The sequence below is a fragment of the Paenibacillus sp. FSL L8-0436 genome (assembly GCF_038593025.1).
GTDB lineage: Bacteria > Bacillota > Bacilli > Paenibacillales > Paenibacillaceae > Paenibacillus_AQ.
The window spans coordinates 6015530-6040544 of the sequence record NZ_CP151955.1; the positions used below are offsets into that span (position 1 = coordinate 6015530).

At 50.6% G+C, this 25015-nt stretch carries 22 protein-coding genes; 8 read left to right on the plus strand and 14 right to left on the minus strand.

Translation table 11 applies throughout. The annotated features are described in order from the left end of the window. Window positions 1-32: 32 nt before the first annotated feature. From NSS79_RS27820 to NSS79_RS27850, 7 genes are all read right to left on the minus strand, one after another. Complete coding sequence (locus NSS79_RS27820) at window positions 33-1205, minus strand: DUF1343 domain-containing protein (RefSeq protein WP_342436987.1); 1173 nt, start codon at window positions 1203-1205, stop codon at window positions 33-35. Window positions 1206-1331: 126 nt separating this feature from the next. Next, window positions 1332-2033: a hypothetical protein gene (locus tag NSS79_RS27825; protein WP_063848057.1), complete on the minus strand. Its 702-nt coding sequence runs from the start codon at window positions 2031-2033 to the stop codon at window positions 1332-1334. 46 nt (window positions 2034-2079) lie between these two features. Further along, entirely contained in the window at window positions 2080-3186 is a 1107-nt protein-coding gene (gene ugpC, locus NSS79_RS27830; RefSeq protein ID WP_038595838.1) for a sn-glycerol-3-phosphate ABC transporter ATP-binding protein UgpC, read from the minus strand. Between the two features lie 54 nt (window positions 3187-3240). Next, a complete protein-coding gene (locus tag NSS79_RS27835; RefSeq protein ID WP_038595842.1) occupies window positions 3241-4074 on the minus strand; it encodes a carbohydrate ABC transporter permease in 834 nt (277 codons plus the stop codon). A gap of 21 nt (window positions 4075-4095) precedes the next feature. After that, entirely contained in the window at window positions 4096-5007 is a 912-nt protein-coding gene (locus NSS79_RS27840; protein ID WP_342436988.1) for a sugar ABC transporter permease, read from the minus strand. A 70-nt stretch (window positions 5008-5077) separates the two neighbouring features. Continuing rightward, window positions 5078-6430: an extracellular solute-binding protein gene (locus NSS79_RS27845; RefSeq protein WP_342436989.1), complete on the minus strand. Its 1353-nt coding sequence runs from the start codon at window positions 6428-6430 to the stop codon at window positions 5078-5080. A 26-nt stretch (window positions 6431-6456) separates the two neighbouring features. Next, entirely contained in the window at window positions 6457-7299 is an 843-nt protein-coding gene (locus NSS79_RS27850; RefSeq protein WP_038595850.1) for a MurR/RpiR family transcriptional regulator, read from the minus strand. A 231-nt stretch (window positions 7300-7530) separates the two neighbouring features. Here NSS79_RS27850 and NSS79_RS27855 point away from each other — a divergent pair, with 231 nt between their 5' ends. Then, window positions 7531-8481 (plus strand): BadF/BadG/BcrA/BcrD ATPase family protein, encoded by a 951-nt coding sequence (locus NSS79_RS27855; RefSeq protein ID WP_342436990.1) that lies wholly within the window; start codon window positions 7531-7533, stop codon window positions 8479-8481. Between the two features lie 22 nt (window positions 8482-8503). Beyond that, the gene (gene murQ / locus NSS79_RS27860; protein ID WP_342436991.1) at window positions 8504-9400 is read left to right on the plus strand and encodes an N-acetylmuramic acid 6-phosphate etherase; all 897 of its coding nucleotides are present in this window, start codon (window positions 8504-8506) and stop codon (window positions 9398-9400) included. 133 nt (window positions 9401-9533) lie between these two features. Here the strand turns inward: murQ and NSS79_RS27865 are convergent, their stop codons facing one another. The 6 genes from NSS79_RS27865 to NSS79_RS27890 all read right to left on the minus strand — a co-directional run bounded on the left by NSS79_RS27865 (window position 9534) and on the right by NSS79_RS27890 (window position 16491). Beyond that, a complete protein-coding gene (locus NSS79_RS27865) occupies window positions 9534-11405 on the minus strand; it encodes a FapA family protein (RefSeq protein WP_342436992.1) in 1872 nt (623 codons plus the stop codon). Window positions 11406-11593: 188 nt separating this feature from the next. After that, the gene (gene pstA, locus NSS79_RS27870; RefSeq protein WP_342436993.1) at window positions 11594-12475 is read right to left on the minus strand and encodes a phosphate ABC transporter permease PstA; all 882 of its coding nucleotides are present in this window, start codon (window positions 12473-12475) and stop codon (window positions 11594-11596) included. Next, a complete protein-coding gene (gene pstC / locus NSS79_RS27875; RefSeq protein WP_342436994.1) occupies window positions 12475-13419 on the minus strand; it encodes a phosphate ABC transporter permease subunit PstC in 945 nt (314 codons plus the stop codon). Before pstC ends, pstA begins: the two co-directional genes overlap by 1 nt. A gap of 81 nt (window positions 13420-13500) precedes the next feature. Then, window positions 13501-14364 carry a phosphate ABC transporter substrate-binding protein gene (locus NSS79_RS27880; protein WP_342436995.1) on the minus strand — a complete coding sequence of 288 codons (864 nt, stop codon included), beginning with the start codon at window positions 14362-14364 and terminating at the stop codon, window positions 13501-13503. Window positions 14365-14428: 64 nt separating this feature from the next. Further along, window positions 14429-15847, minus strand: coding sequence for a stalk domain-containing protein (locus NSS79_RS27885; RefSeq protein ID WP_342436996.1), 1419 nt, complete (start codon window positions 15845-15847; stop codon window positions 14429-14431). A gap of 200 nt (window positions 15848-16047) precedes the next feature. Further along, window positions 16048-16491 carry a hypothetical protein gene (locus NSS79_RS27890; protein ID WP_341095861.1) on the minus strand — a complete coding sequence of 148 codons (444 nt, stop codon included), beginning with the start codon at window positions 16489-16491 and terminating at the stop codon, window positions 16048-16050. A gap of 204 nt (window positions 16492-16695) precedes the next feature. Here NSS79_RS27890 and NSS79_RS27895 point away from each other — a divergent pair, with 204 nt between their 5' ends. From NSS79_RS27895 to NSS79_RS27910, 4 genes are all read left to right on the plus strand, one after another. Then, window positions 16696-17427, plus strand: a complete 732-nt coding sequence (locus NSS79_RS27895) for an ABC transporter ATP-binding protein (protein ID WP_342436997.1) — start codon at window positions 16696-16698, stop codon at window positions 17425-17427. Then, window positions 17424-18467, plus strand: a complete 1044-nt coding sequence (locus tag NSS79_RS27900) for an ABC transporter permease (protein WP_342436998.1) — start codon at window positions 17424-17426, stop codon at window positions 18465-18467. The genes NSS79_RS27895 and NSS79_RS27900 overlap by 4 nt, the downstream gene beginning before the upstream one ends. A gap of 57 nt (window positions 18468-18524) precedes the next feature. Then, window positions 18525-19232 (plus strand): TetR/AcrR family transcriptional regulator, encoded by a 708-nt coding sequence (locus NSS79_RS27905; protein WP_342436999.1) that lies wholly within the window; start codon window positions 18525-18527, stop codon window positions 19230-19232. Between the two features lie 226 nt (window positions 19233-19458). Next, a complete protein-coding gene (locus NSS79_RS27910) occupies window positions 19459-22800 on the plus strand; it encodes a DEAD/DEAH box helicase (RefSeq protein ID WP_342437000.1) in 3342 nt (1113 codons plus the stop codon). A gap of 138 nt (window positions 22801-22938) precedes the next feature. Here the strand turns inward: NSS79_RS27910 and NSS79_RS27915 are convergent, their stop codons facing one another. Next, window positions 22939-23103 carry a hypothetical protein gene (locus tag NSS79_RS27915; protein ID WP_342437001.1) on the minus strand — a complete coding sequence of 55 codons (165 nt, stop codon included), beginning with the start codon at window positions 23101-23103 and terminating at the stop codon, window positions 22939-22941. Between the two features lie 510 nt (window positions 23104-23613). Here NSS79_RS27915 and NSS79_RS27920 point away from each other — a divergent pair. Both NSS79_RS27920 and NSS79_RS27925 read left to right on the plus strand, forming a co-directional pair. Then, the gene (locus NSS79_RS27920) at window positions 23614-23829 is read left to right on the plus strand and encodes a hypothetical protein (protein ID WP_256718105.1); all 216 of its coding nucleotides are present in this window, start codon (window positions 23614-23616) and stop codon (window positions 23827-23829) included. 318 nt (window positions 23830-24147) lie between these two features. Then, window positions 24148-24984 (plus strand): YitT family protein, encoded by an 837-nt coding sequence (locus tag NSS79_RS27925; RefSeq protein WP_038595875.1) that lies wholly within the window; start codon window positions 24148-24150, stop codon window positions 24982-24984. Window positions 24985-25015: the final 31 nt, after the last annotated feature.

The following is a 25015-nucleotide window of genomic DNA, read 5'->3' on the forward strand; positions in this document are numbered from 1 at the left end:
CCACCGCCTGCCTTCCCCAAATCAGATTTTAGCTATTTATACAGAAGATAAGGCTTCCGCAACATCAGCCATCTTTCGCTTTCTTCCTGCCATTGTCCAATGATTTCCCGCAGCCCCTCTGCTGTGCCAATGCGCCTGCGCACCGCTTCGCTGCCGGTCAATAAATCAATGAAGTATCTCCCGCCTTCTTTCGGCGGAGCAAGCCACTGAAACTGCTCCGGATAGAGTGCACATACCTCATGCAGCATGGCAAGTCCGGTACGTACGGATTCATAAGCCTGCGGCTCAGTCACGAATAATCGCACACCACCGCATAATTCTCCTTGATGCTTGGAGAAGGTCGGTGTTGCATACACAGGATGGAAGTGCACACCCGGAAGCTTATGCTTCTCCATCGCTTTGGCAAGAAGTGCCCCATCCAGCCATGGTGCGCCAACCCATTCAAACGGACGAGTGGTTCCCCGCCCTTCTGAGAGATTCGTTCCTTCAAAAAAGCAGGTTCCAGCATAAACTCTCACCGTGTCGATCGTCGGCACATTGGGGGAGGGCATCATCCACGGGAGACCTGTGTCCATAAATTCCAGCTGGCGATTCCAGCCTTCTAGCGGGATGACATCCATGACACAGCCAATCCCTCTCTTGTCGTTCGCCATAAGCGCCAATTCCCCGATGGTCATCCCCGTGCGGATCGGCATGGACCAGGCGCCAACCATGGATTCGTAGCCAGCCCCCAAAAGCCCGCCTTCGCTGCCGGTTCCGCCAAGCGGGGCAGGACGGTCGAGTACGAGCAGACTTTTACCGTTTTCCGCGCAGGCCTCCATCACGTACAGCAAGGTTGATACATACGTATAAAACCGCACGCCCAGATCCTGAATGTCAAAAATAAGCGTATCCACCTCATCCAGCATCTCAGGCACCGGCTTCTTATGCATCCCGTACAAGCTGTACACCGGAATCCCCAGCCCCGCGTCCAGCTCATCCGTGAATTTCACACCGGCTTGGTGCTGGCCGTATATGCCGTGTTCACACGCAAAAAGTGCCGTAAGTCTAGAAGATTCCAGACTCCGGCACACCTCCACACTCGAGCGGAAGTCCGCCGTTATGCCGGTAGGATTTGTAACCACCCCGATCCGCCGCCCATCCAGCAGCGGATGAGACAAACCTGAGGCCAGCCGGTCTACCCCGCAATTTACCTGTAAACTCATGACAATCCACCTCCGGCAATGACACCAGCGGAGCTATCCACCCCGCAGCTTACCTGTAGGCGCATGACAATCCCCCTTCCGGCATATAGGAGTACTGAGGACAACCGCTGTGCATTATCCTCCGGTTCATAGCAATCTCCCGCCGGCATAGAGCTCACTTGTCTCAGGCACACCCTCCTGCTCATCATCCTCATCGGGATGAAGTACATTGTAAGCAGCTTTATGCAGATAGACGGCAAGCATACCGTTGAACAGAGCCATGAAACCAACTACAGTCACAGTCAGCATGATCCCCACAACCAGCGCCTGGAAGAAGGCCCCGATAGTATAAGCCGGATAACGGAGGAACAGCTTGACGCTTTCCCCCATGGCCTTGAAGATGCCCATTCGGCGCTGAATCACCAGTTGCAGCGTGTAGAATTGAGAGACAAGCGCCATAGCGACAAAATACGTCTGGAAAATGGCAATCGTCCAGCTTACCGCCCCGTCACGGCCTCCATAGAACCACCAGGTTGACCATAAAATCAGCACCAGCAGGGAGCATAGCAGACCGAACGCCACTGCCGGCCCAAAACCCTTGCGCGCACCGCTGAGCATCTCCCTGACACTCAGCTTCTTCCCTTCCGTTCTCCGGTGGTACGCATGGAACACACCGAAAAACAGCGGCATGTAAAGAAGCGGAATCAGGATAAATGACAACGCTATAGGCGCAAAGATGACCACCGGCACCAGCATAGCCGAACTGGCCAGACTGAGCAGCGCAATCGGCACAATCTCCCGGAATGACTCCACTCCCGTACTCACCAAGACTTGATTCAGTTTCTGCATTGCTTGTCTCCCCTTTCTACCTTGCAACCCTTATAGCCGGCTTGTTCTACCAGACAATTCTTTCTTCTGTTGCCGGATCGAAATAACGCGCTTTGCTGAGATCGAAAATAAACTGCTTATCTAGATTATTGTAGGCTTTCGTCTCCGGATGAACCTTGGCGGTTACCGTTCGGCTGCCGATTTTAAAATAGACCAAATTCTCGGAACCCAGATGCTCTACTACCTTAATATGCGCCTGCATTTGATGTTCTGTAGAAACTCCCGGTGCGAAGTCATCGCCGTAGATATGCTCCGGGCGGATGCCAAGAATAATCTCTCTGTTGTTATAGCCTTGCAGACCGGCTGCCGCATCCTCTGACAGCAGGAATTCCGCACCATCAATAACTACACGTCCCTGTTCAATCCGGGCATCAATAAAGTTCATCGCCGGAGAGCCGATGAATCCGGCTACGAACATATTTTTGGGATTGGCATACAGCTCGGTCGGAGAAGCCACTTGTTGAATGACACCTTTATTCATAACAACAATCCGCTCACCAAGTGTCATTGCTTCTACCTGGTCATGCGTAACATATACAATTGTAGCGCCGAGACGTTTATGAAGCTCGCCCAGCTCAACACGCATCTGAATCCGCAATTTCGCGTCCAGATTGGACAACGGCTCGTCGAACAGGAACACCTGCGGATCACGCACAATCGCCCGGCCGACGGCCACACGCTGGCGCTGTCCTCCGGACAGCTCACGCGGCTTGCGTTCCAGCATCTCTTCGAGTCCGAGAATGGTCGCGGCTTCCTGAACTTTTTTCTCAATATAATCCTTCGGCTTTTTCAGGTTTTTCAGTCCAAAGGACAGATTCTCACGGATGCTCATATGCGGATACAGCGCGTAATCCTGGAACACCATCGCAATATCGCGGTCTTTAGGATGAAGGTTGTTTACGATACGCTCGCCGATGATAATATCCCCGCTTGTCTGCTGCTCCAGGCCTGCGATCATCCGCAGCGAGGTGGTTTTGCCGCAGCCTGAAGGTCCGACGAACACAACAAATTCTTTATCATTAATAACAAAATCGGAACCCGCCACCGCAGTAAAGGTCTGCTTGTTCTGATCGTCAAATTGTTTGCGCACATTGCGGAATTCAACTCGTGCCATTGCTCTTCCCCCTCATATCTAACCCTGTGAATTTTGAGAATATCAACAATTAACCTAGCCTTTTACAGCTCCAATGGTAATGCCCTGCAGGAAATAGCGCTGCAGCGAGAAGAACAGAATCAGCATCGGCAGCGCACCAACTGTCGCCCCTGCCATAATCGCTCCGAAATCCGTAGACTCTGCGAATACAAAGGAAGCCAGTCCGACCTGGATCGTCCGCATTTCCGTCGAATTCGTAATCAGGAAAGGCCAGAAAAATTCATTCCAGGAAGCGACGAAGGTGAAAATTGCGAGTACGGCAAGCCCGGGCTTTGCCAGCGGAAGAATAACCTTCCAGAAGATGCCGAACTCGCTGCAGGCATCGATCCGCGCCGCATGAATCAGCGAGGTCGGAAGAGAGGACATGTACTGCTTCATCAAAAAGATATTGCCAACCGTGATCGCCGTCGGCAGAATAATCGCGGTATAGCTGTCCCCGAGATTAAACACGTTGACGATCAGAATATAGAGCGGAATCAACGTTACCTGTGCCGGGATCATCATCGTGCTGAGCAGCACCCAGAAAATCGCGTTGCTTCCGGGAAATTTCAATTTAGCAAAAGCATATCCCGCAAGGGAAGCGAAAAACACATTGGTAATGGTAAGGATCGATGAAATCAGCAAAGAGTTGAACAGCCAGCGCCAGGCCGCTGTTTTGGCAAAAAAACGGTCATATGGAGCGAGCGAGAAAGCCTCCGGCAGCATGCTTGGCCGGAAACTGGCGGATGCAGCAGAATCCTGCACGGAACCGACAATCATCCAGTAAAGCGGAATAACTGTTACTATACTCCATACTACAAGACAAGCCACCGCCACCCATAGAAAGATGGTCTTTGATCTAGTTTTCATTACAGGTTCGCCCCTTCCATCCTAATACTCGACATCACTCGAGAAATATTTAAACTGAATGACAGAGACCAGGATAATCAGAAACGCCAGCACGAACGACTGCGCCGAAGCCAGGCCAAATTCATAAAACTGGAACGCCGTCTGGTAGATCAGATAAGCAATCGTCGTTGTCGCAAAGTTCGGCCCGCCCTGGGTCATCATGTACACCGAGATAAAGACCTGGAAGGAAGTGATCACTCCCGTTACAAGCAGATATAGAGTGGTCGGTTTCAGCAAAGGCCAAGTAATCCGTGTAAATTTGGTCCAGCCGCTGGCATGATCAATATCAGCCGCTTCATAGAGTGATTTCGGAACTCCGCCCATCGACGCCAGATACAGAATAATTCCCGCTCCGTGCGAGCCGAGCCAGTTCATCAGAATCAGCGAGAAGAGTGCAGTCTTGGACTGTCCAAGCCAGATCACCGGCTCAAGGCCAAACCATTCCAGAAACCGGTTCAGAAGCCCGACATTCGTCGGATCAAAAATCGCCAGCCAGACGATGGATATCGTGACGCCGGACGCAACTGCCGGAAGATATAATGTAGCCTTGAAGAAAGTCTGCCATTTGGTCTTCATCTGGTAGATTAAATAGGACAGCACAAACGTAATGACAATATTAACCGGTACCGTGCACACCGTAAAAATAACGGTATTCCACATCGATTTCCAGAAGGTTGAATCCTGAAACAGCCGCTCATAATTGTCGAAGCCGATCCAGGTGGAGTTCATAATGTTGTACTGCTGGAAGCTCATGATCAAGGCAGATACGACCGGATATAGTGTAAACACCAGAAACAGCAGAACGGGTGCCAGGATAAACAGGTACGCCCATCCATATTCACGCCATAACCTGCCGGCGGAACTGCGCGTCCGCTTTGGCGCGATTGTCGTCATCCCTTTCCTCCTCCTCTTGTAAGAGAGGGCGCCAAATTCAACAAATGTGAAGGGCGCCCCCCTTAGAAAACTACTTATTCAGCATTTGGCTTCCTTTACTGTTGAATTCTTTTGCGATAGCCTCAGGTGATTTCTCCCCGGAATACAGGGCTTGGATATTCGGTGTTACAACCTGCTCCTTGAACTGCTTCATTTGGGCTGCAATAGCGGTGTCGAGCTTCAGTGTTACAGGCATTGCAATGTTCTTAGCCATGATCGCGGAAGCTTTGATTGTCTCTTCCGTTCCAAGCGCTTTGCCCGCAAACAGATCAGCTTGCGATTGACGTACAAATGGAAGCACCAGCTCATTGGAGGAATTACCGGCTTTGGCACTGCTCAGATAATCCAACACCAGGAATGTATTTTTGGCATGCTGCTCGCCTTTGTCATTTTTCTGTTTAAAGGCGATATAGCCTTCCGCGCCCATCGTAGTTTTGGCTGGAGCAGCATCATTGTGCGGAACCGGCAGCAGAACGAAATTAATTTTCTCGCCTGTGATCGTACCGGCATCAATATCCTTGTTCCGGTTCTGAATCATTACGTCATAATAAGGGATGGCTTTGGAAATAATGGCGGCTTGTCCGGCATAGAACATATCGGAACGTTTGGCCGGAGCAATAGCTGCGGTCTCTTTGGGCATGTAGCCTTTGTCCAGCAGGCCTTTAATGAAGCTCAGCGTGTCAAGGATGCGTTCATCGTTCCACTGGAAAGCACCGGATTCATCCAGAACATCAGGCATATTGTTGTTGCGGGACAACATTTCAATGAAATCCAGCGATGTTCCGTCTGTCACCAGCGGATATTGGGTGGAACCGTCGCCCAAGGTTTTGGTCAGCTTAGCAGCAGCGGCTTCAAATTCAGACCAAGTCCAGCCTTTTTGCTGAATCGAAGCCCAGTCAATGCCTGCTTCTTCCAGAATCCGTTTGTTTCCGCCCCAGCCCCATTGGAACTGGTAAAGCGGCAGGCCGTATTGTTTGCCGCCAATCTGGGCGAGCTCCAGTGTTCCCGGAAGGTAATCATTTTTGATGTCGTCCGTCATGTACGGATCCAGATCAAGTGCAAGCCCGGTGTTGACATAGGTGCCATCCACGCTGTGGAAGTACAGGTCAGGCGGGCTGCCGGCATTCAGGGCTACGTCGAATTTCTTCGGACCCTCCGCCCAAGACAGCACTTCCGTCTTCACGGTGATGTTTGGATGTTCTTTTTGGAAATCTGCTACCAGACCCTTTAACTCATCCTCATAGGCTCCGTGCACCGGATAAGTCCAGACGGTAACGGTATCTTTGGCATCCGGGCTGCTTGCCGCCTCCTTGCCTCCGGAGTTGCCACATGCGCTGATCAGCATCATAACCAGTACCATACTAAGCAATAAACTTTTCTTCATTATTTCTTCTCCCCTTATTTTTCCGGCTACAGCCGTTTGATATGTTGTCTGCTCTTTTCCAGATAAGTAACGGACTGTTCATAATTCCGGCTTGCAACGGCGAGATATAAAATATCGATAAGATTAAGCTGTGTAATCCGCGAAGCCATCGCTCCGCTGCGGATTTCATTTTCGGTGGCGGAGGTGCATAGCGGAATGTCCGCGCTCCGGCTTAGGGTGGAATTGCCATATTTCGCGATGCTGATCACGGTTCCCCCATTATCCTTCACAATGGATGCTGCCCGGATAACCTCTTTGGTCTCGCCGGAGTATGAAATGCATACAGCCACGTCGTCAGCAGTTGCGGTTATGGCGCTCGTTAACTGGACATGCGGATCGGCAAAAGAGAAGCTCATCTTATTAATCCGCAAAAACTTCTGCTGGGCATCCATCGCAATCAGGTTGGAGGCTCCCACTCCGAAGAAATAGATCACCTTCGCCCGGTCAATCGCTTCAACCGCCCGTTCAACCATGGCTTCATCCAAAATCGTGAGAGTATCCCGGATCGATTGAATATTATTATTGGATACATTCTGCATAATGGCTGAGATCGTGTCATTGGGACGAATCTCCTGGTAGCCAATGATTGCCGGATCTCTGCCCTGAAGATCACCGGCCACTTTAATCTTCAGATCCTGGTATCCCTTAAAGCCGATGGACTTGCACAGCCTGACGATTGCCGCCTGGCTGGATCCGCTCTTCGTAGCCAAATCAGCGATGGAGAGCTGGATCATTTCATCCGGATTCTGCAGGATATACGCAGCAATCTTGTGCTCCGACGGACTTAGTGTTTCATACAATTCCCGCAAACGAATCAAACCGCCATTCATTGGAATCGATGCACCTCCTTATAGAATAGAACTCTCTTTGAACCGACACCCCGCAAAACAATGTTAGCTTTGTTAACTCATAAGGTTTGATATTCTCCCAATACCTTGGATTGAATTCATTATATGAGTTGTAAAATAAAATTTCAACATTTATTTTTCTTATGAAATTTTATTTTACTTTATGATCTTCATCTCATATAATTAGTAAAAAATCAAAGTGGTGATTGATCGATGAAAGTGTTCTTAGGCCTTGATGGAGGTGGCACAAAGACTGATGCAGCTGCTTTGGATGAGCGGGGAACATTAATCGCCCGCTATATTGGAGGTCCATCCAATCCGCATAGTGTCTCCTTCGGGACAGCGCTTACAGAAATCATGTCAGCTATTGACGGATTGATAGAGAGGCTGTCGATAAATGTCGATAAAATTGCAGCAATATGTCTCGCTGTGTCAGGTTTCTCCAGCATCGATGAAGAAACCCTCCTTAAGAGGGCCGTTCAGCAGCATGTATTGAAACATGAACTATCTATTCCGGTGTTCATACAATCAGAAGGACAGATTTCTTTGATGGCCGCAGTGGGAAGCAATCACGGGGTGCTGGTCATCTCGGGTACCGGATCGATTTGCTACGGCTATCTTCCGGATGGATCCGGCACCCGCACCGGCGGCTGGGGACATTACCTTGGAGATGAAGGCAGCGGATATCAAATCGGGCTCCGTACACTCAAAACGGTGATGCGCAGCTATGACAGTGTTTGTAAGTCCACGATAATGACCGATATGATTATGGAGGAATACGGATTTAAGCTCATTACGGATTTGAAGGGATATATTTATATCCCTTCCCATTCCAAAGCAGAAATTGCCGCCTTCTCAAAGGTTTGCATTCAGGCGGCTGAAGCCGGAGATGCTGCTGCTATCGCCATTCTTACCGAAGAAGCTGCGGCCTTAAGCGATACTGCCGCGGCCCTGCTTCGCCGCAGCCCCACTCTGCAGAACTATCCCGTAGTGCTAAGCGGCTCGGTGTTCAGGTATTCCCCGATCTTCCGCGGGATCTTCTGCAGCAGCCTGCAGAACACTTTTGGCGGGTTGAATTTCGTAGATGGGAGCCTTGGGGCTCCGCCATCCACCGGAGCAGCCATGACTGCACGCAAGCTGTTTAATGACTACAGACAAGAATAGACTGGCAGGAGGAAGAAACCTCATGAATCCTATTTTGGACAACCTGATTACAGAGCAGCTCAATGATAAAACAAGCGATATCGATAACCTCAGTTCCACTGAAATCATGGAGCTGATAAATAATGAAGACCGGCTGGTCGCCGAGTGTATTCAAGGGCTTATCCCGCAGATTGCCATCGCTGCGGACTATATCGTCCATGCCTTTCAGCAGGGCGGGAGATTGTTCTATGTAGGGGCCGGAACGAGCGGGAGAATCGGCATTCTTGATGCCTCCGAATGTCCGCCCACCTATGGCACAGACCCGGCTATGGTGCAGGGGTTAATTGCCGGAGGGTTTCAGGCGATTAAAGATCCCGTTGAGGGTGCGGAAGACAGCGAGGAATTAGGCGCAGCCGATATCGACTCCTCCGGCATCACGGCGAAGGATGTGGTTATCGGCATTGCCGCCAGCGGGCGCACACCCTATGTTCTGGGGGCGATGAAACGTGCCGGAGAACTTGGAGCGGTTGTCATCGGCTTATGCAACAACCCCGGAACACCGATGGCAGGCCACGGTCAATTAACCATAGAAGCAGTGGTTGGCCCGGAAGTCATCATGGGCTCTACCCGGATGAAATCAGGCACCACGCAAAAAATGATTCTCAACATGCTGACCACCACTGCCATGATCCGGATCGGGAAGGTCTACCGTAATCTCATGGTTGATCTGAATCCATCCAATAAAAAACTGGTGCACCGGGCCAAACGGATTATTGGACTGGCCACCGATGCTTCCGACGAAGTGATTGAAGCGGCTTATCATGGCGCAGAAGGCCATGTAAAGACTGCCATTATTATGATATTGGCCAATGTGGATGCTGAAGAAGCGCGGAGCAGACTGCTGGCTGCAGACGGATTCGTGCGCGGAGCACTGCAGTAGTCTGAACTTCATTCCTTCTGGACAACACGAACAAGCCTTTCCGGGTCCTTCCGGAAAGGCTTGTTCGCCATATCTAAGGATTACTAGCCATTTAACAGGGTATGATTAAACCGCCCATTCCCTGCCCTTATGCTCATTTGGCTTCCATGCGGAGCTTAATCATCCGCACAGTTTCGATATCAAATACGATATTCTCTACCGGCTCCATAATATCCGCTGTAAAACGGTCGATCGTTACTTTGCCCATGTACATTTTGCGGACAGTAACACTCTGTTTGGCCTTCAGGTAAGACTGCGCCCCGCTCTCCCCTCCGACAAAATAGGCTAAAATGTTCCCTCCTGCCTCCAGCTTGGAGCCACGGCAAACCGAAAACGTCTTATGAAACGTAATATTCCCCGAAGAAAACAGTTCACTCTGCACAATGCCGTCCCGGTGGATGTTAATATCCCCATTCGATTTCAGTGTGCTGTTCTGGCATTTGCCGATATTAACCTCCACTTTGGATTCCTGCATCCGTGCCACGCCAACATGCAGCTCCTCCAATATACCGATGACTCCACTGAGCGAAGTCTCCGTCAGGAAATCGACCAGCTGCACCGGCTTCAGGAACAGGTTGAGAAAATGCAGGGTCTGTTCCAGATCTTTATGAAAGGAAGCCTTCACCGTATCCAGCACCAAGAGGAGCTCCTTAATAAGCTGGGGGATTTTCTGAAACTTGCTTTCCAGCAGCAGCAGTACGGCCTGTCCGTACTTCACACTCTTTTTGTGGCTTTGTACGGCTTGTACGAGCATCTGAGTAGCATTTTGCAAGACCTTGCACTCCTCAATCAGCTGCTTGGAGAAGTTGTAGATCCGGTTGTACATGACGCCGAAATAACCGGAATACAGCTTGCTGTTAACCACGTTTCCTTTCACTAGAATGCTCCCGGTAGCAGTAATTGTGGAGTTGTAGACACTTCCGGAAACATAGACATTGCCCAAGGATTCAATAATCATGTTGTCCTCTACATTGCCGCGGATAATCACATCGCCCGAGAAGATGATATTGCCGGTGTGGATGCTCACATTGCCGGGAACGAGGTAGGAAGTGCAGATGTCAAAACATTTGACTTTGTCGCCAGTCACCCTGGGCCTGCCTTCACGCAGGGCGCGGACCTCGTTGTTGATCAGCAGCACTGTGTTATTCCTTGCAGTCACGGTGACATCAGCTGGTTCAGGCGGATAAAGAATTTCTCCATATACATCATAGCCGGGAATCCCTTCGACGACCGGAATCTTGCGGGCAATGACCTCACCGCGGATCACTGAAGGAATGCGGAGATGGCTGCGGTAATCCACCTGTCCTTCAATTTCACTAAATTCATTCTCAATCGTCTCGGAGAAAAACAATTCCAGAAGCGCATTCTCCCCAGGCACAGCCGCTCTCCCTTTGGCAGCAGTAATCGGCTGATAGGTCGGATTCTGAAGTTCAGCATGAATGCCGGAGATGTTCAGGTTCTGGATGATCTTCTTATGCTCAAAATCAACAATGATCTGATTCAGGCCAAGCATGCCGATGACATTCGCTGAATCCTGCGATGCTTTCACCTCTACGATGCTGGCTGTGAAATGGTCATTTAATTTCCAGGGAAATCTTTTAGAACCAAATAAGGTGAAAAAGGCCAGCAACCTGTCCTCGGAAACAGTGATGGTATAAAGCGGCGGTTCGACGATCTCCCATTCTATGATGTCTTGTGAGGTGACAGTTGAAGGCTCTGTAAGCACTTGACCGTTTACATGAAGCAGCACCGGGAGCAGGGCCGATATCACTGCTGGTGATCCGCCTGGAAGCGGGTCCTGAACAAATATCTTTCCAGCCCTGACCAGCAGCCGTCCATCCCTTTCATTGTCGGAATTATCGTCTTCCATAAAAGATTCTTCGATGCTCACCTCACTCTCAATCCGTGAAAGCTCCAGCATGTTAATCAGTTTATTGAGATCCTTCTCGGACATATGCTCCGCCATCACTCGCACCTCCTGGTTAGGGACTAACTAATATGTAACTGCTTTCATTTTAGTATTATTAAGAATTTTAAGCAATTAACATTCCGGATTTGCCTTCCTCCCCCATCCGCCATACAAAAACAGACTGCACTCGCGGCATGAAGCTGCTGCTGGCAGTCTGTTTTTTGTATTCAATGAAATTTAATTGTTCAGCGCCCCTTGCGGCGATTTCCGAGCCATAAAGGAAAGCGGAAGACAAAGTTGATCAGCAGGACCACGAAGACCAGCACCGCCGCCGATTTGTCGGCGATCTGCCGCGCATCTTCGACAATAGCTTCGGATTGCACATACCAAAGATGCACAGCGAGCGTCTCTCCAGGCGAGAACAGATTAAAGTCCCACATTTCTCCGGAGGTGCTGAGTCCTGCGGTCAGAATAATAACCGCCGATTCGCCGAAGGCACGGCCGGCCACAAGGCAGACACCGGTGACAATCGAAGACATCGCTACCGGAAGCACCACTTTGCGGATGACATGGAATTTGGTCATGCCAAGCGCATAGCCGGCTTCACGGATTTCACTGGGAACCGCCTGCACAGCTTCCTCCGTCACCCGGGTCAGCATCGGCAGGTTAAGCAGCGCCAGGCTGACACCGCCGCCAAGAATCGTCAGGCCGACACCGAAATATTCGGCAAAAATCGCCAGACCCAGCATCCCAAACACAATCGAGGGTACCGAGGACAACGACTCCACGCAGATGCGCAACGCGCCGGTAAAGCGATTGTCCGGAGCATATTCCGCCATGTAGATGCCCGCGCCGATCCCAATCGGTATGGAAATCAACAGCGAAATGAACAGGATATAGAAGGAGTTGAACAGGACCGGTCCGATCCCTCCGCCGGGATCGATCTCCTCCGGCTGCTTGATCAGGAAATCGGGTCTAAGCGCCGGCAGTCCCTTGCTCAGGATCGTAAAGAGCAGCCAGAAGATCAGCAGCATCACGAGAGCGCCGAGAGTATAAAAACCAAAGGTCGCAATTTTGTTGCGCCGCTGGGCACGGGCAGTATAACGGGTACGTGTGAAACCGTTCATTACGCATCCCTCCTTTTCCGTCCCAGGATGCGGATCACCAGGATCAGCATAAAGGAAATGAGCAGCAGCAGGAAAGCCATCATATGCAGCGCATAGTTCCAGGTAGAGTCAAACTCCACATTGGAGATTTGCATGACGATATTACTGGTCAGCACAGAGGATGGCGTGAACAGCGTCTTGGCCAGCTGCGGGGTATTGCCGATGACCATAACAACGGCCATGGTCTCGCCGACAGCCCGGGTCATCCCGAGGATGATGGCCGAGATGATGCCTCTGCTGGCCGCAGGCAGGATCACCCGCATAATGACCTGAAGGCGGGTTGAACCAAGGGCATAAGCGGCATCCCGGTATTTGCGCGGAACGGCAACAATGGCATCGTCACTGATCCGGCAGATCGTCGGCAGCACCATCAAGGCCAGAACGAGCGCAGCGGCGAGTAGTCCGTCACCCAGCCCTTCCCCGCTGACTCTGCGCAGAAAAGGCAGAAGGACCGTAAGGCCCAGATAACCATATACTATAGAAGGAATTCCGACGAGCAGGTCGAGCACCGGCCGGATAAAGTTCTTCATCCATTTCGGAGCAATTTCGGCACACAGCACGGCCATGCCTACGGAGATCGGCACAGCAATCAGCAGCGTCAGTGCTGTAAGCGACAATGTATTTACAATGAAGGCAGCAGCCCCGAAGGCATCCTCTTCCGGCGTCCAGTTAAAGGAGAAGAAAAATTCAGCCGGTGAGAGATGAGCGAACAGAAGCAGCGCCGTTTTGCCGATGAAAATAATAACAAGTCCAAGTACAAAGCAAAGCGCAAGAATGCTGAATATAAAATAATAGCGGGATAAGGTATTGCTGAACAAATGTCTGCTGTGGCGTTTCTCACTGACTTTAACCTCGGATAGACCCTTTTGTGCCCTGGATGCCAGGCCCTGGACTGGTGCCCCCATACGTTCCCTCCTGTAAGCGGCCACCCCCTGTGGAATCCGGGGCTGGCCGCATGTACCGTTCAATATAGTGAAGAATGATGACTAGGATTTCATTGCTGCGATCGGAATGAATTTAAGCTTTTTGAGCGAGCCGGTTTGGAACTTTTTGCTCTGAACATAATCGATGAACTCTTTGGTAACACCGGTTGGCTGACCTTTAGTCATGTAATAACCATAGGCCCAAATTTTGTACGAGCCATTGATTACATTGTCTGTAGATGCTTCAATGCCATTGAATTTCACGGCTTTGATGTCGCTGCCGCTTACATAGACAAGGTCGATATAACCGATAGCATTAGGTGTAGTCGCAACGGCTGTCTTCATATCACCGCTGGAACCGGTCTCCTTGTAGTTCTTTTCTTTCTTCACGATATCTCCGCCCGCAAGAGCTTTAGCCTGATAGTTTACACGTGTACCGGAACCGAAAGCGCGGGTAATCACGACAATGTTCGCATCCGATCCGCCGACGTCCTTCCAGTTGGTGATTTTGCCGGAGTAAATGCCTTGCAGCTGTTCCGTCGTCAGGTTGTCTACGCCCACATTCTTGTTCACGATGGTGGCGAAAGGAATGACAGCTACCTTGTTTGCCACTTGTCCATCAAAAGCTTTAAAGCCCGGAACGTCAATGCTGGCATCCCAGTCACAGGCGCCGATGTCGGCGATGCCTTTCTTCACGGCCTGCGGTCCGGTAACAGAGCCTTTGCCTGAAGCGGCGATCTTCACTTTAGGGTGCAGCTTCTGGAACTCCTTGGCTGCTTGCAGCGTCAACGGCAGCAGCGCTGTCGAGCCGTTTACTGTGATTTTGCCTTTAAGTGTGTCAGCCGCTGCTGCCACTCCGGCAAACGATGCGGTTACCGCGATAACCGCGGTCAATGCTGTAACTGTAAATTTTTTAAACATCTTCATGAGTAAAATCTCCTCCCGGCGGTTGCGCCGTTAAATGTTGTTGGTTCTGAAGCAGGGAATAATCTTATTTCGACAGCTGCAGGGCTTTGCCGTTCTGAACCAGCCAGAGTGTGCCGCCGCTAACGAGAGCGAGCTTGCTGCCGTCATGGGATGCAGACACTTCCGTCACGTCTTCGGCTGTGCGGAAGAGCTCCGTCTTGGCCCCGTCAGCACTAATAGCATAAATCACGGTACTTCCGTCCGCCGTCACAGCGGATACAACCAGACCACCACTTACACCAGCTGCCCAGTTCGCTTCGCCATCAAGGGCAATATTCGCGCTTTTGCCATCGGCTCCGATTGATTTCAGGCTGTTCGCCGCGTTGCCTTCGGGATCTGCACTCAGGTACACAATGCTGCCGTTATTCAAAAATTCCGGGTAGAGCTTGTTATCCAGTTCAGTCGTCAATGCTGCCGGCTTCGCATCTTTGGTTGTCAGATCCAGCTTGTACAGCTGTTCTCCAGCCTTGCTGAAATCTACCGTCAGCGAATCCTCAGTGCTGTCCGCATCATTTTTGGCTACGCCGGTAACGTTGACGATATAGACCACGTTCTTCTCATCGGCAGATACGCGGAGCTCGGATTTATTCTCTACTTTATCTTCAAGCAAGGTTTTAACCGTTCCGGTCTCCAGCGAAATTTGGGCGATCTTCTCCTGCTTGTCGCCCTGGATGAAGTAAATCTTCTTGCCGTCCTGCGACCAAACCAAATCAGTCTTAACACTGGTATCCTTGCCGAGCGGTGTGATCACCCCATTGAACAGGTTGATCAGCTTGAGCTGGCCTGTCTCGTCACTGAACGCACCCCACTTCTGGTCAGCGGAAACGGCGAAATCGACAGCTCCGTCATTCGAGGAGAACAGATCATAATTCCCCGGCGTGTTGCCGAATTTCAAGAGCTGGGTTGTTTCCGCATCACTTTTATTGGCGATCAGGCTTCCATCCGCACTCCAGTGCAGTGTATCAAAATCACCTTCCGGAAGGGCAAAGCTGAGAACAGTAGCTGAATCCGCCTGCAGCTCACCGCCAAGACCAGTGACCAGTTTCGTCAGTTCTACGTAGGTTTTACCATTATAGAAAACAGGTGCTACAGTAAACTCCTGCTTGGTGCCATCCACCAGATAGCTTTTAGCTCCCGTTTGAATTTGTATAGTATGTAATCCTTTGCTGTCGTTGAGTTCAAAACCGCTGCTGCTGACTTTCACATGGGCTCCAAGCTCTCCGGCAACCTGACTTAGCGAATACAATCTATAGCCGTTTTTGTCTATTGTGCTGAGTGCAACTGGTGTACCGTTCACAGTCCACGTAGTCGTACCTTCCTTGACTGCAGCTGACTGGACGGCGGCGGCCTCAGCGTTGTTGCTTGTTGCCAAAACACTTACCACTCCTCCTGTTACAAGAAGCGAAGAAGCCAAAGCCGCACTCAACCATTTACTATTCTTCAATTAGATTCACCCTTTTCCCTTAGGTAACTGCTAATGTTATTTTCATCTACGAATGTCAATTCTGTTCTAGAGGAATGTTATGGAAATGTTAAGTGCGGCAAATCCTTAATAATAAATAAAGCCGGCCCCGGAAACCTCCGGGGTCGGCTTTAGTAAAACTGGGGTTAATTCGGCAATATATGTAAAACAGTGTGAATAGCTTAATTCTCGATCCACGTAACAATCACTTCGGCACCGCCCGGTTTCTTGTCCAGGCTGCTCCCTATAATAGAATAAGAGTAATCGCCTTGAACTTTACCGTTAATAATCAGATTGTTCGAATCCACAATTTGTGTGCCCTGGTCCAGTTCCTTGGCCTTAACATACTCTTTATATGTACTTCCTAGTGCATCCATACTCTCTTCTGTCTCAAAGATCAGCATGGATGACTTTTTTCCGCCCACCAGCTCCCCATCCGTAAACGTAATGCCTGCACCCACAGGAATCGGAAAGTCCCCGGGCAGATATTCCGCCTGATCCACACTTTCTTGCGCTAAGGTGCGAAAATGCTCACTGCCTGTTCCCGGACCGGAGCTGCTGCAACCGCTGAGGCCCGCTGCAGTAAACAGCGCCAGCATGGGGAAAACGAACTTCTTGTTGAACATCAAATAAACCTCCTCCTGTATGAAAATAGAGTTATCGGGCTTTAGCTAATACCCATAATTACCCTGATTTGTTCTTGTGAAAACCAATATTCTAAAATTTTAAATATTTAACTATCCGCAGAAAAAAGATTTACATCGGCAGCTGATTGCATTAATATAATGAGTGAGTACTCACTCATTATTATGAGAATTGAGGAGATAGTTATGAATCAGGGGACTTCTGTTGTTTCCGTAAACCACGTCTGCCGGACGTTTGGCAGCAAGGAAGTATTAAAGGATATTTCCCTGCAGGTTGCAGAGGCGGAAACCTTCGGCATTCTGGGCCCTTCCGGCTCCGGCAAAACTACGCTGGTGAAGCTCTTGACCGGCATTGATGAAGCGACCTCGGGCGAAGTGCGTGTATTGGGGATACCCATGCCTAAGCTTGTCATGCTGCAGCAAATCGGGTATATGGCTCAGTCTGACGCCTTGTATACGGAGCTGAGCGCAAAAGAGAATCTGGAATTCTTCGCCGCTCTCTATGGTCTGAAAGGCGGAAACCGCATCCGCCGGATCAGGGATGTCCTGGAGCTGGTCAATCTGCAGGATCATCTGCGCAAAAGAGTTGATCAGTATTCCGGGGGGATGAAACGCCGTCTGTCACTGGCGATCGCCTTATTGCATGAGCCTCCGCTTCTGCTTCTTGATGAGCCCACGGTTGGCATTGATCCCGTGCTGCGCCAGTCCATCTGGAAGGAACTGAAGGCGCTGAACCGCAAAGGGACTACCATTGTACTCACAACCCATGTGATGGATGAAGCCGAGAAATGCGACCGTCTGGCCATGATCCGTGACGGTGAACTGCTGGCGGTGGATACACCTGCAGGTCTGCTGAACGCTACCGGTTCTGCTTCTCTTGAAGAAGCTTTTCTATATTATGGAGGTGTCCGCCGATGAGAATCCGGGCGATCACCCTGCGAATTCTCCAGCAGTTTATTCATGACAAAAGAACGATGGCACTGATGTTTATTGCCCCCCTGCTCGTTCTCAGCTTAATGAGTCTGGTGTTTAACGGCGACGACTATGAACCGAAGTTTGGTGTTTACGGAAATACCCAAGCCATCTCTGCGGCGTTTGAGAAGCAAAGCACTGCTGTTGTCGAATACGCCACAGCAGAGCTGGGCAACGAAGCTTTGAAGGAGGGCAAGATCGATGCGCTTGTCACAGTAAGCGGCCCTGCTCCTGAAGTTGTGCTGGAAGGCAGCAACCCCACGGCAAATCGTGCGGCACTGATGGCCTTACAGGAAGCGGTCCAGAGCCTGCAGCCTGTTATACCCGGCCAGGGACAAGGTCAGCTGAAGCCGCAGATCAGCTATCTGTACGGCGCTGAAGATATGACTACAATCGACCGCTTCGGTCCGATAATGATCGGCGTCTTTGTCTTCTTCTTCGTCTTTCTGATTGCCGGCGTTTCCTTGCTGCGGGAACGGACTACCGGAACCCTGGAACGTCTGCTCTCCACCCCGCTGAAACGCTGGGAAGTCGTTCTTGGCTACGTGTGCGGTTTCGGGATTTTCACCGTATTCCAGGCGCTGCTGATTTCCTGGTTTTCCATTCAGGTGCTGGGAATTATGATGGCTGGCAGCTTCGGTTATGTCCTGCTTGTGACACTGCTGCTGTCGATGACGGCGCTGACGCTTGGTACACTGCTCTCGGCTTTTGCTGCCAATGAGCTGCAGATGATGCAGTTCATTCCGCTAATCATCGTGCCGCAGATTTTCTTAAGCGGGCTGTTCCCGATGGATACGCTCCCGGTGTGGCTGCAGCGGATCGGGCTGGCGACACCGATCTATTACGGCTCGGAGGCACTGATGGACATCATGATCCGCGGCAAAGGCTGGAGCGACATCGCGCTGGATGTCTTTGTTCTGATCGGTTTCTCTCTGCTGTTCATGCTGCTGAATGTGCTGGCCCTGCGCAAACACCGCAAAATGTAAATACGCATGCAGCTATGATAATATAAACGGAAAATACGAGGTTTGGAGGGCAAAAGAATGGAGATGGACAATGCTGCGGGGCAGCAGCATGAGGGGGAGCAGTGGATTGAGGAGCTGCTGGCCATCAGTCAGGAAGAAAAAATGACGCCGAAACAGATAGCCATTCTGGAGGCGGCGATTGAAATATTTTCGGATAAAGGATATTCGGCTGCGGCTACCAGTGAAATTGCCCAGAAGGCGGGTGTGGCGGAGGGGACGATCTTCCGCTATTACAAGACCAAAAAGGATCTGTTGCTATCCATTGTCGGGCCGACGATGAGCCGCATGATCGCGCCCTTTGTCATGCGCAATTTTGACGGCCTGCTGGATGGTCCTCCCGAGAGCTATGAGGCATTTCTGCGGGCTTTTATGGTCAACCGGCTGGAATTCGCCCGCAAGAACTTTAAGATTCTGAAAATTCTTATTCAGGAAATCCCCTTTCAGCCCGCATTAAGGGAACAGTTCGCCGAGAATGTTCTCGGCCAGGTACTGGAGCGGGTGACCGCCATTACCGAGCATTTCAAGGAAAAGGGCGAAATTATCGACATGCCCACACCCGCAATTATCCGGTTTACGGTCTCTTCTGTAATCGGATATCTGCTGGCCCGTCTGCTGTTCCTGCCGGATAGCGATTGGAATGATGAAGAAGAGATTGAGCAGACTTTGGCTTTCATGCTGTACGGTATCAGCGGACCGGCAGTACGCCCAGAAGCGAAGGGAAGTTAGGCCGGAATTCACACTGACAGTTTCAATAGAAGGCCATCTCCATACCGCAGAAATGCAGTTTGGAGATGACCTTTTTTGTACATCGAATCACTCAGAGTGATCCCGCACCGCAGCATATGATCAGAATTCCGGTAAATGGTTTTGAAGGCGTACGTCTGTTCTGTTATTATGGGTACTATAGCAAATTCGGACTTATGGACAAGACAAAAGGAAGTGATTAAGGGCTATGGGTTACTATGTGCCGGAACGGGTAATCAGGCTGCTATGCGGCGGTGCTGCTTTGGAGCAGGGGACGGTTTATTATAAAGCGGATAAGGTCACGCTGACCTATGCGGAGAACAATGTTGAGCTGGAATATTCAAAATACCGGGCTGAGGTTCAAGGCCTGGAAAGCTACGAAGTGGTGCTTGCTATAGACAGTGACGGTGATGTAAATGGGGAATGCACCTGCCCTGCATACCACCACGGCGGAGCTTTTTGCAAGCATATCGCAGCTGTTCTCGTGAATATACTCCGTCAGGAAATGGACACGGAACTCTCCAGAAGTATAGCCGACCCCAGTCTCCACCTTCACGGAGGCTCCACCGGAGAGAGCGGCAGACTTACTCCGCGTAATCCGGAACCTGCAGCCTTTGGCTCAGGGGAACATACGGGTGACCGGAAGCTGGTGACCAGCATGCTGGATATGTTCGGCAGCTCCCGGAAGCGTCCAAGCGGCACCGGAACCTATAGCGATATCAGAACTCCGCTTCAGGTTGAGTTCATCTGTAAGCCGGTTCTGTACACCGATGGCACTCATAAGCTTGGAATTGAACTGAAGATCGGACTAGAGCGGCTTTATATTGTGCAGAAAATCAGAGCTTTTCTCGAGCGCATCCACCGCGGGGAATCCTTTGAGTTCACCAAGCATTTTATCTATGACCCTTCCTTGCACAGCTTCAATAAAGAAGACAATGCGGTGATTCTGAAGCTGATCGAAGTCCTTTTAAATGAAAAGATGTACCGCGAAGCTGTCAGTCCACATACGCATTATTCGGGTGGCCCGGGAGGGGAACGGCTGCTGCCGGTTCCGCCTTTTTTCTGGGAGCAAGTTCAGCCTGCGCTAACAGCAGTATCCTCTGTACAATTGCAGCATGGGGGAATAAGCACGGAAGGGCTTCAGATCACAAACGCTCCCCCTCCGCTGAGCTTTCAATTCGATCAAACCCCGGATAACAGCTACCGTCTGGATATCCAGGGGCTGGCGCAGCTTACAGTCATGGAGGATTACGGGCTTATCTTGTCTGAAGGCAGGCTGCTGAAGCTGTCGGTTCAGGAATGCCAGCGTCTCTCCGAGCTTAAGAAAATGCTGGCGTCCTCCCGCAAAGATGAGATTGACATTGCCCCGGAGCAAATGGAGCCTTTTATGGACAAGGTGATTCCCGGGCTGAAAAAGCTGGGCCATGTGCATATTGCCGAGGCTATCCAAGGCCGCATCATCCAGGCACAGCTTCAAGCCAGACTTTATCTTGACCGGATAAGAGACCGGCTGCTGGCAGGCCTTGAGTTTCAATACGGCAATATTGTGATTAATCCGCTCGATGAGAAAGCACGCGAACGGGGCAATGAGGTGATTTTGATGCGGGACGGGGAAGCCGAAGGGCGGATTCTTGCGCTGATGGATCATGCTTCTTTTACCCAAACGGAAAGCGGCTATATTATGAGCGATGAGGACGGCGAATTTGATTTTCTGTATCATACCGTGCCGCTGCTGGAGCCGTTGCTTGAGGTATATGCCACTACTGCTGTCAAGGGAAGACTGCTCACCGGAACGGCCCTGCCGAAGGTAACCTTAAGCTGGAACGAAAAAACCGACTGGCTGGACTTCAAGTTCGCCATGGAAGGAATCCCCGAAACGGAAATTGTACTGGTGCTGAAATCGCTGCAGGAGAAACGCCGCTATTACCGGCTGCCGGATGGGGCGCTGCTGCCGCTGGAGAGTGCGGAATTCTTAGAAATCATCACCTTTATGAACGAAATCGGAATCCGGCAGGATGAGCTCAAAAGCCCGCAGTTCTCCCTCCCCCTGGCCCGCGGCCTGCATCTGAATGGAGACAGTGCGGGGGACTCCGTCACCATGGGGCGCTCCCTGCGCCGGCTTCTGGCCAACATGCAGAATCCCGAAAATCTTGATTTCCCTGTGCCGGACAGCCTTGTTCCCGTACTCCGGGATTATCAGCAATATGGTTTCCAGTGGCTGAAGACGCTGGCCCACTACCGGTTCGGCGGCATCCTGGCCGATGATATGGGTCTCGGCAAAACGCTGCAGAGCATCACCTTCCTGCTCTCAGAGCTTAAGGATATCCGGCAGGGAGGCCACCCTGCGCTGATCATCGCTCCGGCCTCCCTGCTCTACAACTGGCAGAATGAGCTGAAGAAATTCGCCCCGGAGATCAAAGCGGCCATAGCCGACGGGAACTTAACCGAACGCCGACGGACACTGAAGAACACCGCAGGAAACGATGTAATCATCACCTCCTATCCGCTGCTGCGCCGTGATATTGAAGAGTACGCCAAGCATTCCTTTCACACCCTGTTTCTGGATGAGGCGCAGGTCATCAAGAACCATACGACCCAGACAGCTCAGGCGGTAAAAATATTGCAGGCGCGTTACCGCTTCGCGCTTACCGGAACGCCGGTAGAAAATGCTCTGGAGGATCTATGGTCGATCTTCGGAGTTGTGTTTCCCGGACTGTTTCCGGGCAAAAAGGCCTTTCATGACCTGCCCCGGGAGACGGTTGCGAGGCGGGCACGGCCTTTTCTGCTGCGCCGCCTAAAAAGCGATGTACTGAAAGAGCTGCCTGATAAAATCGAATCTCTGCAGGCCTCGGAGCTGCTGCCTGAGCAGAAAAAATTGTATGTCGCCTATCTTGCCAGGCTGCGCAAGGAAGCACTCAAGCATCTGGACAACGACGGGTTTGGCAACGGCAGAATCAAGGTGCTTGCCGGGTTAACCCGGCTGCGCCAGCTCTGCTGCCACCCCGCGCTGTTCATTGCAGGCTATACCGGCGGCTCGGCGAAATTCGAACAGCTGCTGGAGATTATTGAAGAATGCCGCAGCTCCGGCAAACGGATGCTGATTTTCTCCCAGTTCACCGAAATGCTCGGCCTGATCGGCCGTGAACTGGGCCTGCTGGGTGTGCAGCATTTCTATCTCGATGGCCAGACGCCTTCAGCCCAGCGGGTGGAGCTCTGCAACAGGTTCAATGAGGGTGAACGCGATCTTTTCCTGATTTCACTAAAAGCGGGCGGTACCGGACTGAACCTGACGGGAGCGGACACGGTCATTCTCTACGATCTCTGGTGGAATCCCGCTGTCGAGCAGCAAGCTGCCGACCGGGCCCACCGGATCGGGCAAAAGAAGGTGGTTCAGGTGATCCGCCTTGTAGCACAGGGGACTGTCGAGGATAAGATGTACGAGCTTCAGCAGCAGAAAAAGAACCTGATCGACGAAGTCATCCAACCGGGCCAGGAGGCCATTTCTGCCTTAAGCGAGCAGGATATCCGTGAAATCCTGATGCTTTCATAAATTGGCCATACCTGCTTATCTCCTGGCACAGCAAACAGGGACTTTCACAGCCTAAGGCTGGGGATGTCCCTGTTTGCTGTATTTTTTTTAGAATGACATAAGGATTTGTTACTCTACCGGGTTCGGACTCCGCAAATGCTACAACTCGTCACTCCATTTCTCATGCGTTACAACACGATGGGCATCCACCAATTGACCGTCAGCTTGTTTGCCCCATACTGAAATCCCTGCTTTTTCTCCTAGGTCATCGCCTGTAAAAAGAAATTCGAAAGCATCCAGATCGGCAAAGTAGTCTCTGGTCACCACCCCGCCTGGTGCGATTTCGACAACTTCACTCACATATAAAGTTCTTGTAGTACCCAGGAAGTAACCTAGAATATTAATAACCAGTACCTCTGCAGCAGCCGATTCACAATCTTTACAGTTACAAGCTGCGCCGGTCTTACGCCAAGAGCAGGATTATTCTCTATAGGTCCAGTAGATAATGTGGTATCCCGTCTTATTCCTCCTTTCGATCCACTCATTTGTGAATATCAAACTCTGATTCTAGCGGTAGTGTTAATTGATCGCACAATATATTAATATTGGTGTGCTACCCTGACGGTGTGGACAGAAGACAGGCTCCATTCACCAAATCCTGCAGCAGTGCATAAAGTGTACAAAAGAGAGTTCGCCCACTAGTGGCCGCTGTTCTGAAAGAATGTATATGAAAGAAGGGAGTCCATGCCCCCTCCTGGAAAAGGAAAGAAAACGAGCATAAAAAAACAACCGGCAAACCCAAAAACGCAAAGTCCAAAGGGGCTGGAGTTTGCAGTGGCTGCACTTCTTTTATCAGGCAAGTTAAAGGTAGACTCTGTCCAGATGTTCACGGACGCTTCGCTTCTGGTCAGCCTGGTTGGCAAATATAAATCACTTGGCAATTTGAGCGACAGCAACGTTGATAAACTGGTCAGCTTTCTCGACGACAACAGCAGCCTGACCTTGAACGAGATCATGGCCGCTTTGAAGAAAAAATCAGACAACTCTTGAGTGGAGGAATAAAGGGAGGCCTAGCACGTATGGACAATTTTGACGGCGAAGATTTTGCCGGGGGTATCCTGCTGGTCATTGTAATTGCGCTGCTTATCTTTGGTTCAACGGATATTAAGGATCTTACCGCTGCGCCCGCTTCCGATTGAAACGGGACTCCTTACTTGAATTAAAATCATTTACATCCCCTATAAGGCTTGTTATGATTAAAGTATCAAAAGAGCTGCGCAACTTATGTTTGCTACAAAGCGATTAAAGGATGATTTTTTCCTTTAATCGCTTTTTTGTGTGAGCTTTAAAATCATGGAGGTATATCGTATGAACAAAAGAGTACATGATATGGTTATGCTGCTTCTCGGGGCATTTATTTTTGCGCTGGCAGTCAATTTATTTGTGATTCCCAATGACTTTGGTGAGGGTGGCGTTACAGGGATATCGATCATTCTGTATTATTTGCTGAAATGGTCACCTGCGCTGGTCGGCATCATCTTGAACGGGATTTTGCTGATCATCGGCTATAAGCTGCTGGATAAAAAAACGACGGGCTATACCATTATCGCCGTTGCCTTTAACTCCCTGTTCCTGTACTTGACCAAGAACTGGCAGATCGCTTCGGATGAGCCGGTGATTAACGCTATTTTCGCGGGACTGTTTGCCGGGGTCGGGATTGGATTGATCATCAGGGTCGGCGGCACGACTGCAGGTACAACAATTCTGGCTCGTCTTGCCAATAAATATTGGGATTGGAATATAAGCTATGCCTTGCTGTTCTTTGATCTTATCGTTGCCGCACTGTCCGCCTTCGTCATTGGTATCGAAAAGATGATGTTTACGTTCGTCATCCTCTATATCGGAACCAAAGCCATGGAGTTCATTATCGAGGGCTTGAATCCTAAAAAAGCGGTGACCATCATCTCGGCACACTATGACAGCATTGCCGTACGGGTTACAGAGATTATGGACCGCGGAGTAACGGTGCTCCGGGGATACGGCTATTACACCGGCGAAGAAAAGGAAGTTCTTTACATCGTAATTAGTAAGCAGGAAGTTTCCATGCTCAAAAAAATCGTACGGGCTGAGGACAAAAATGCTTTTGTCACGATCCACGATGTACGCGACGTGTTTGGTGAAGGATTTATTGATATTTCTAAATAATCCAATCGGCTATTGATTTATTCCATAAATT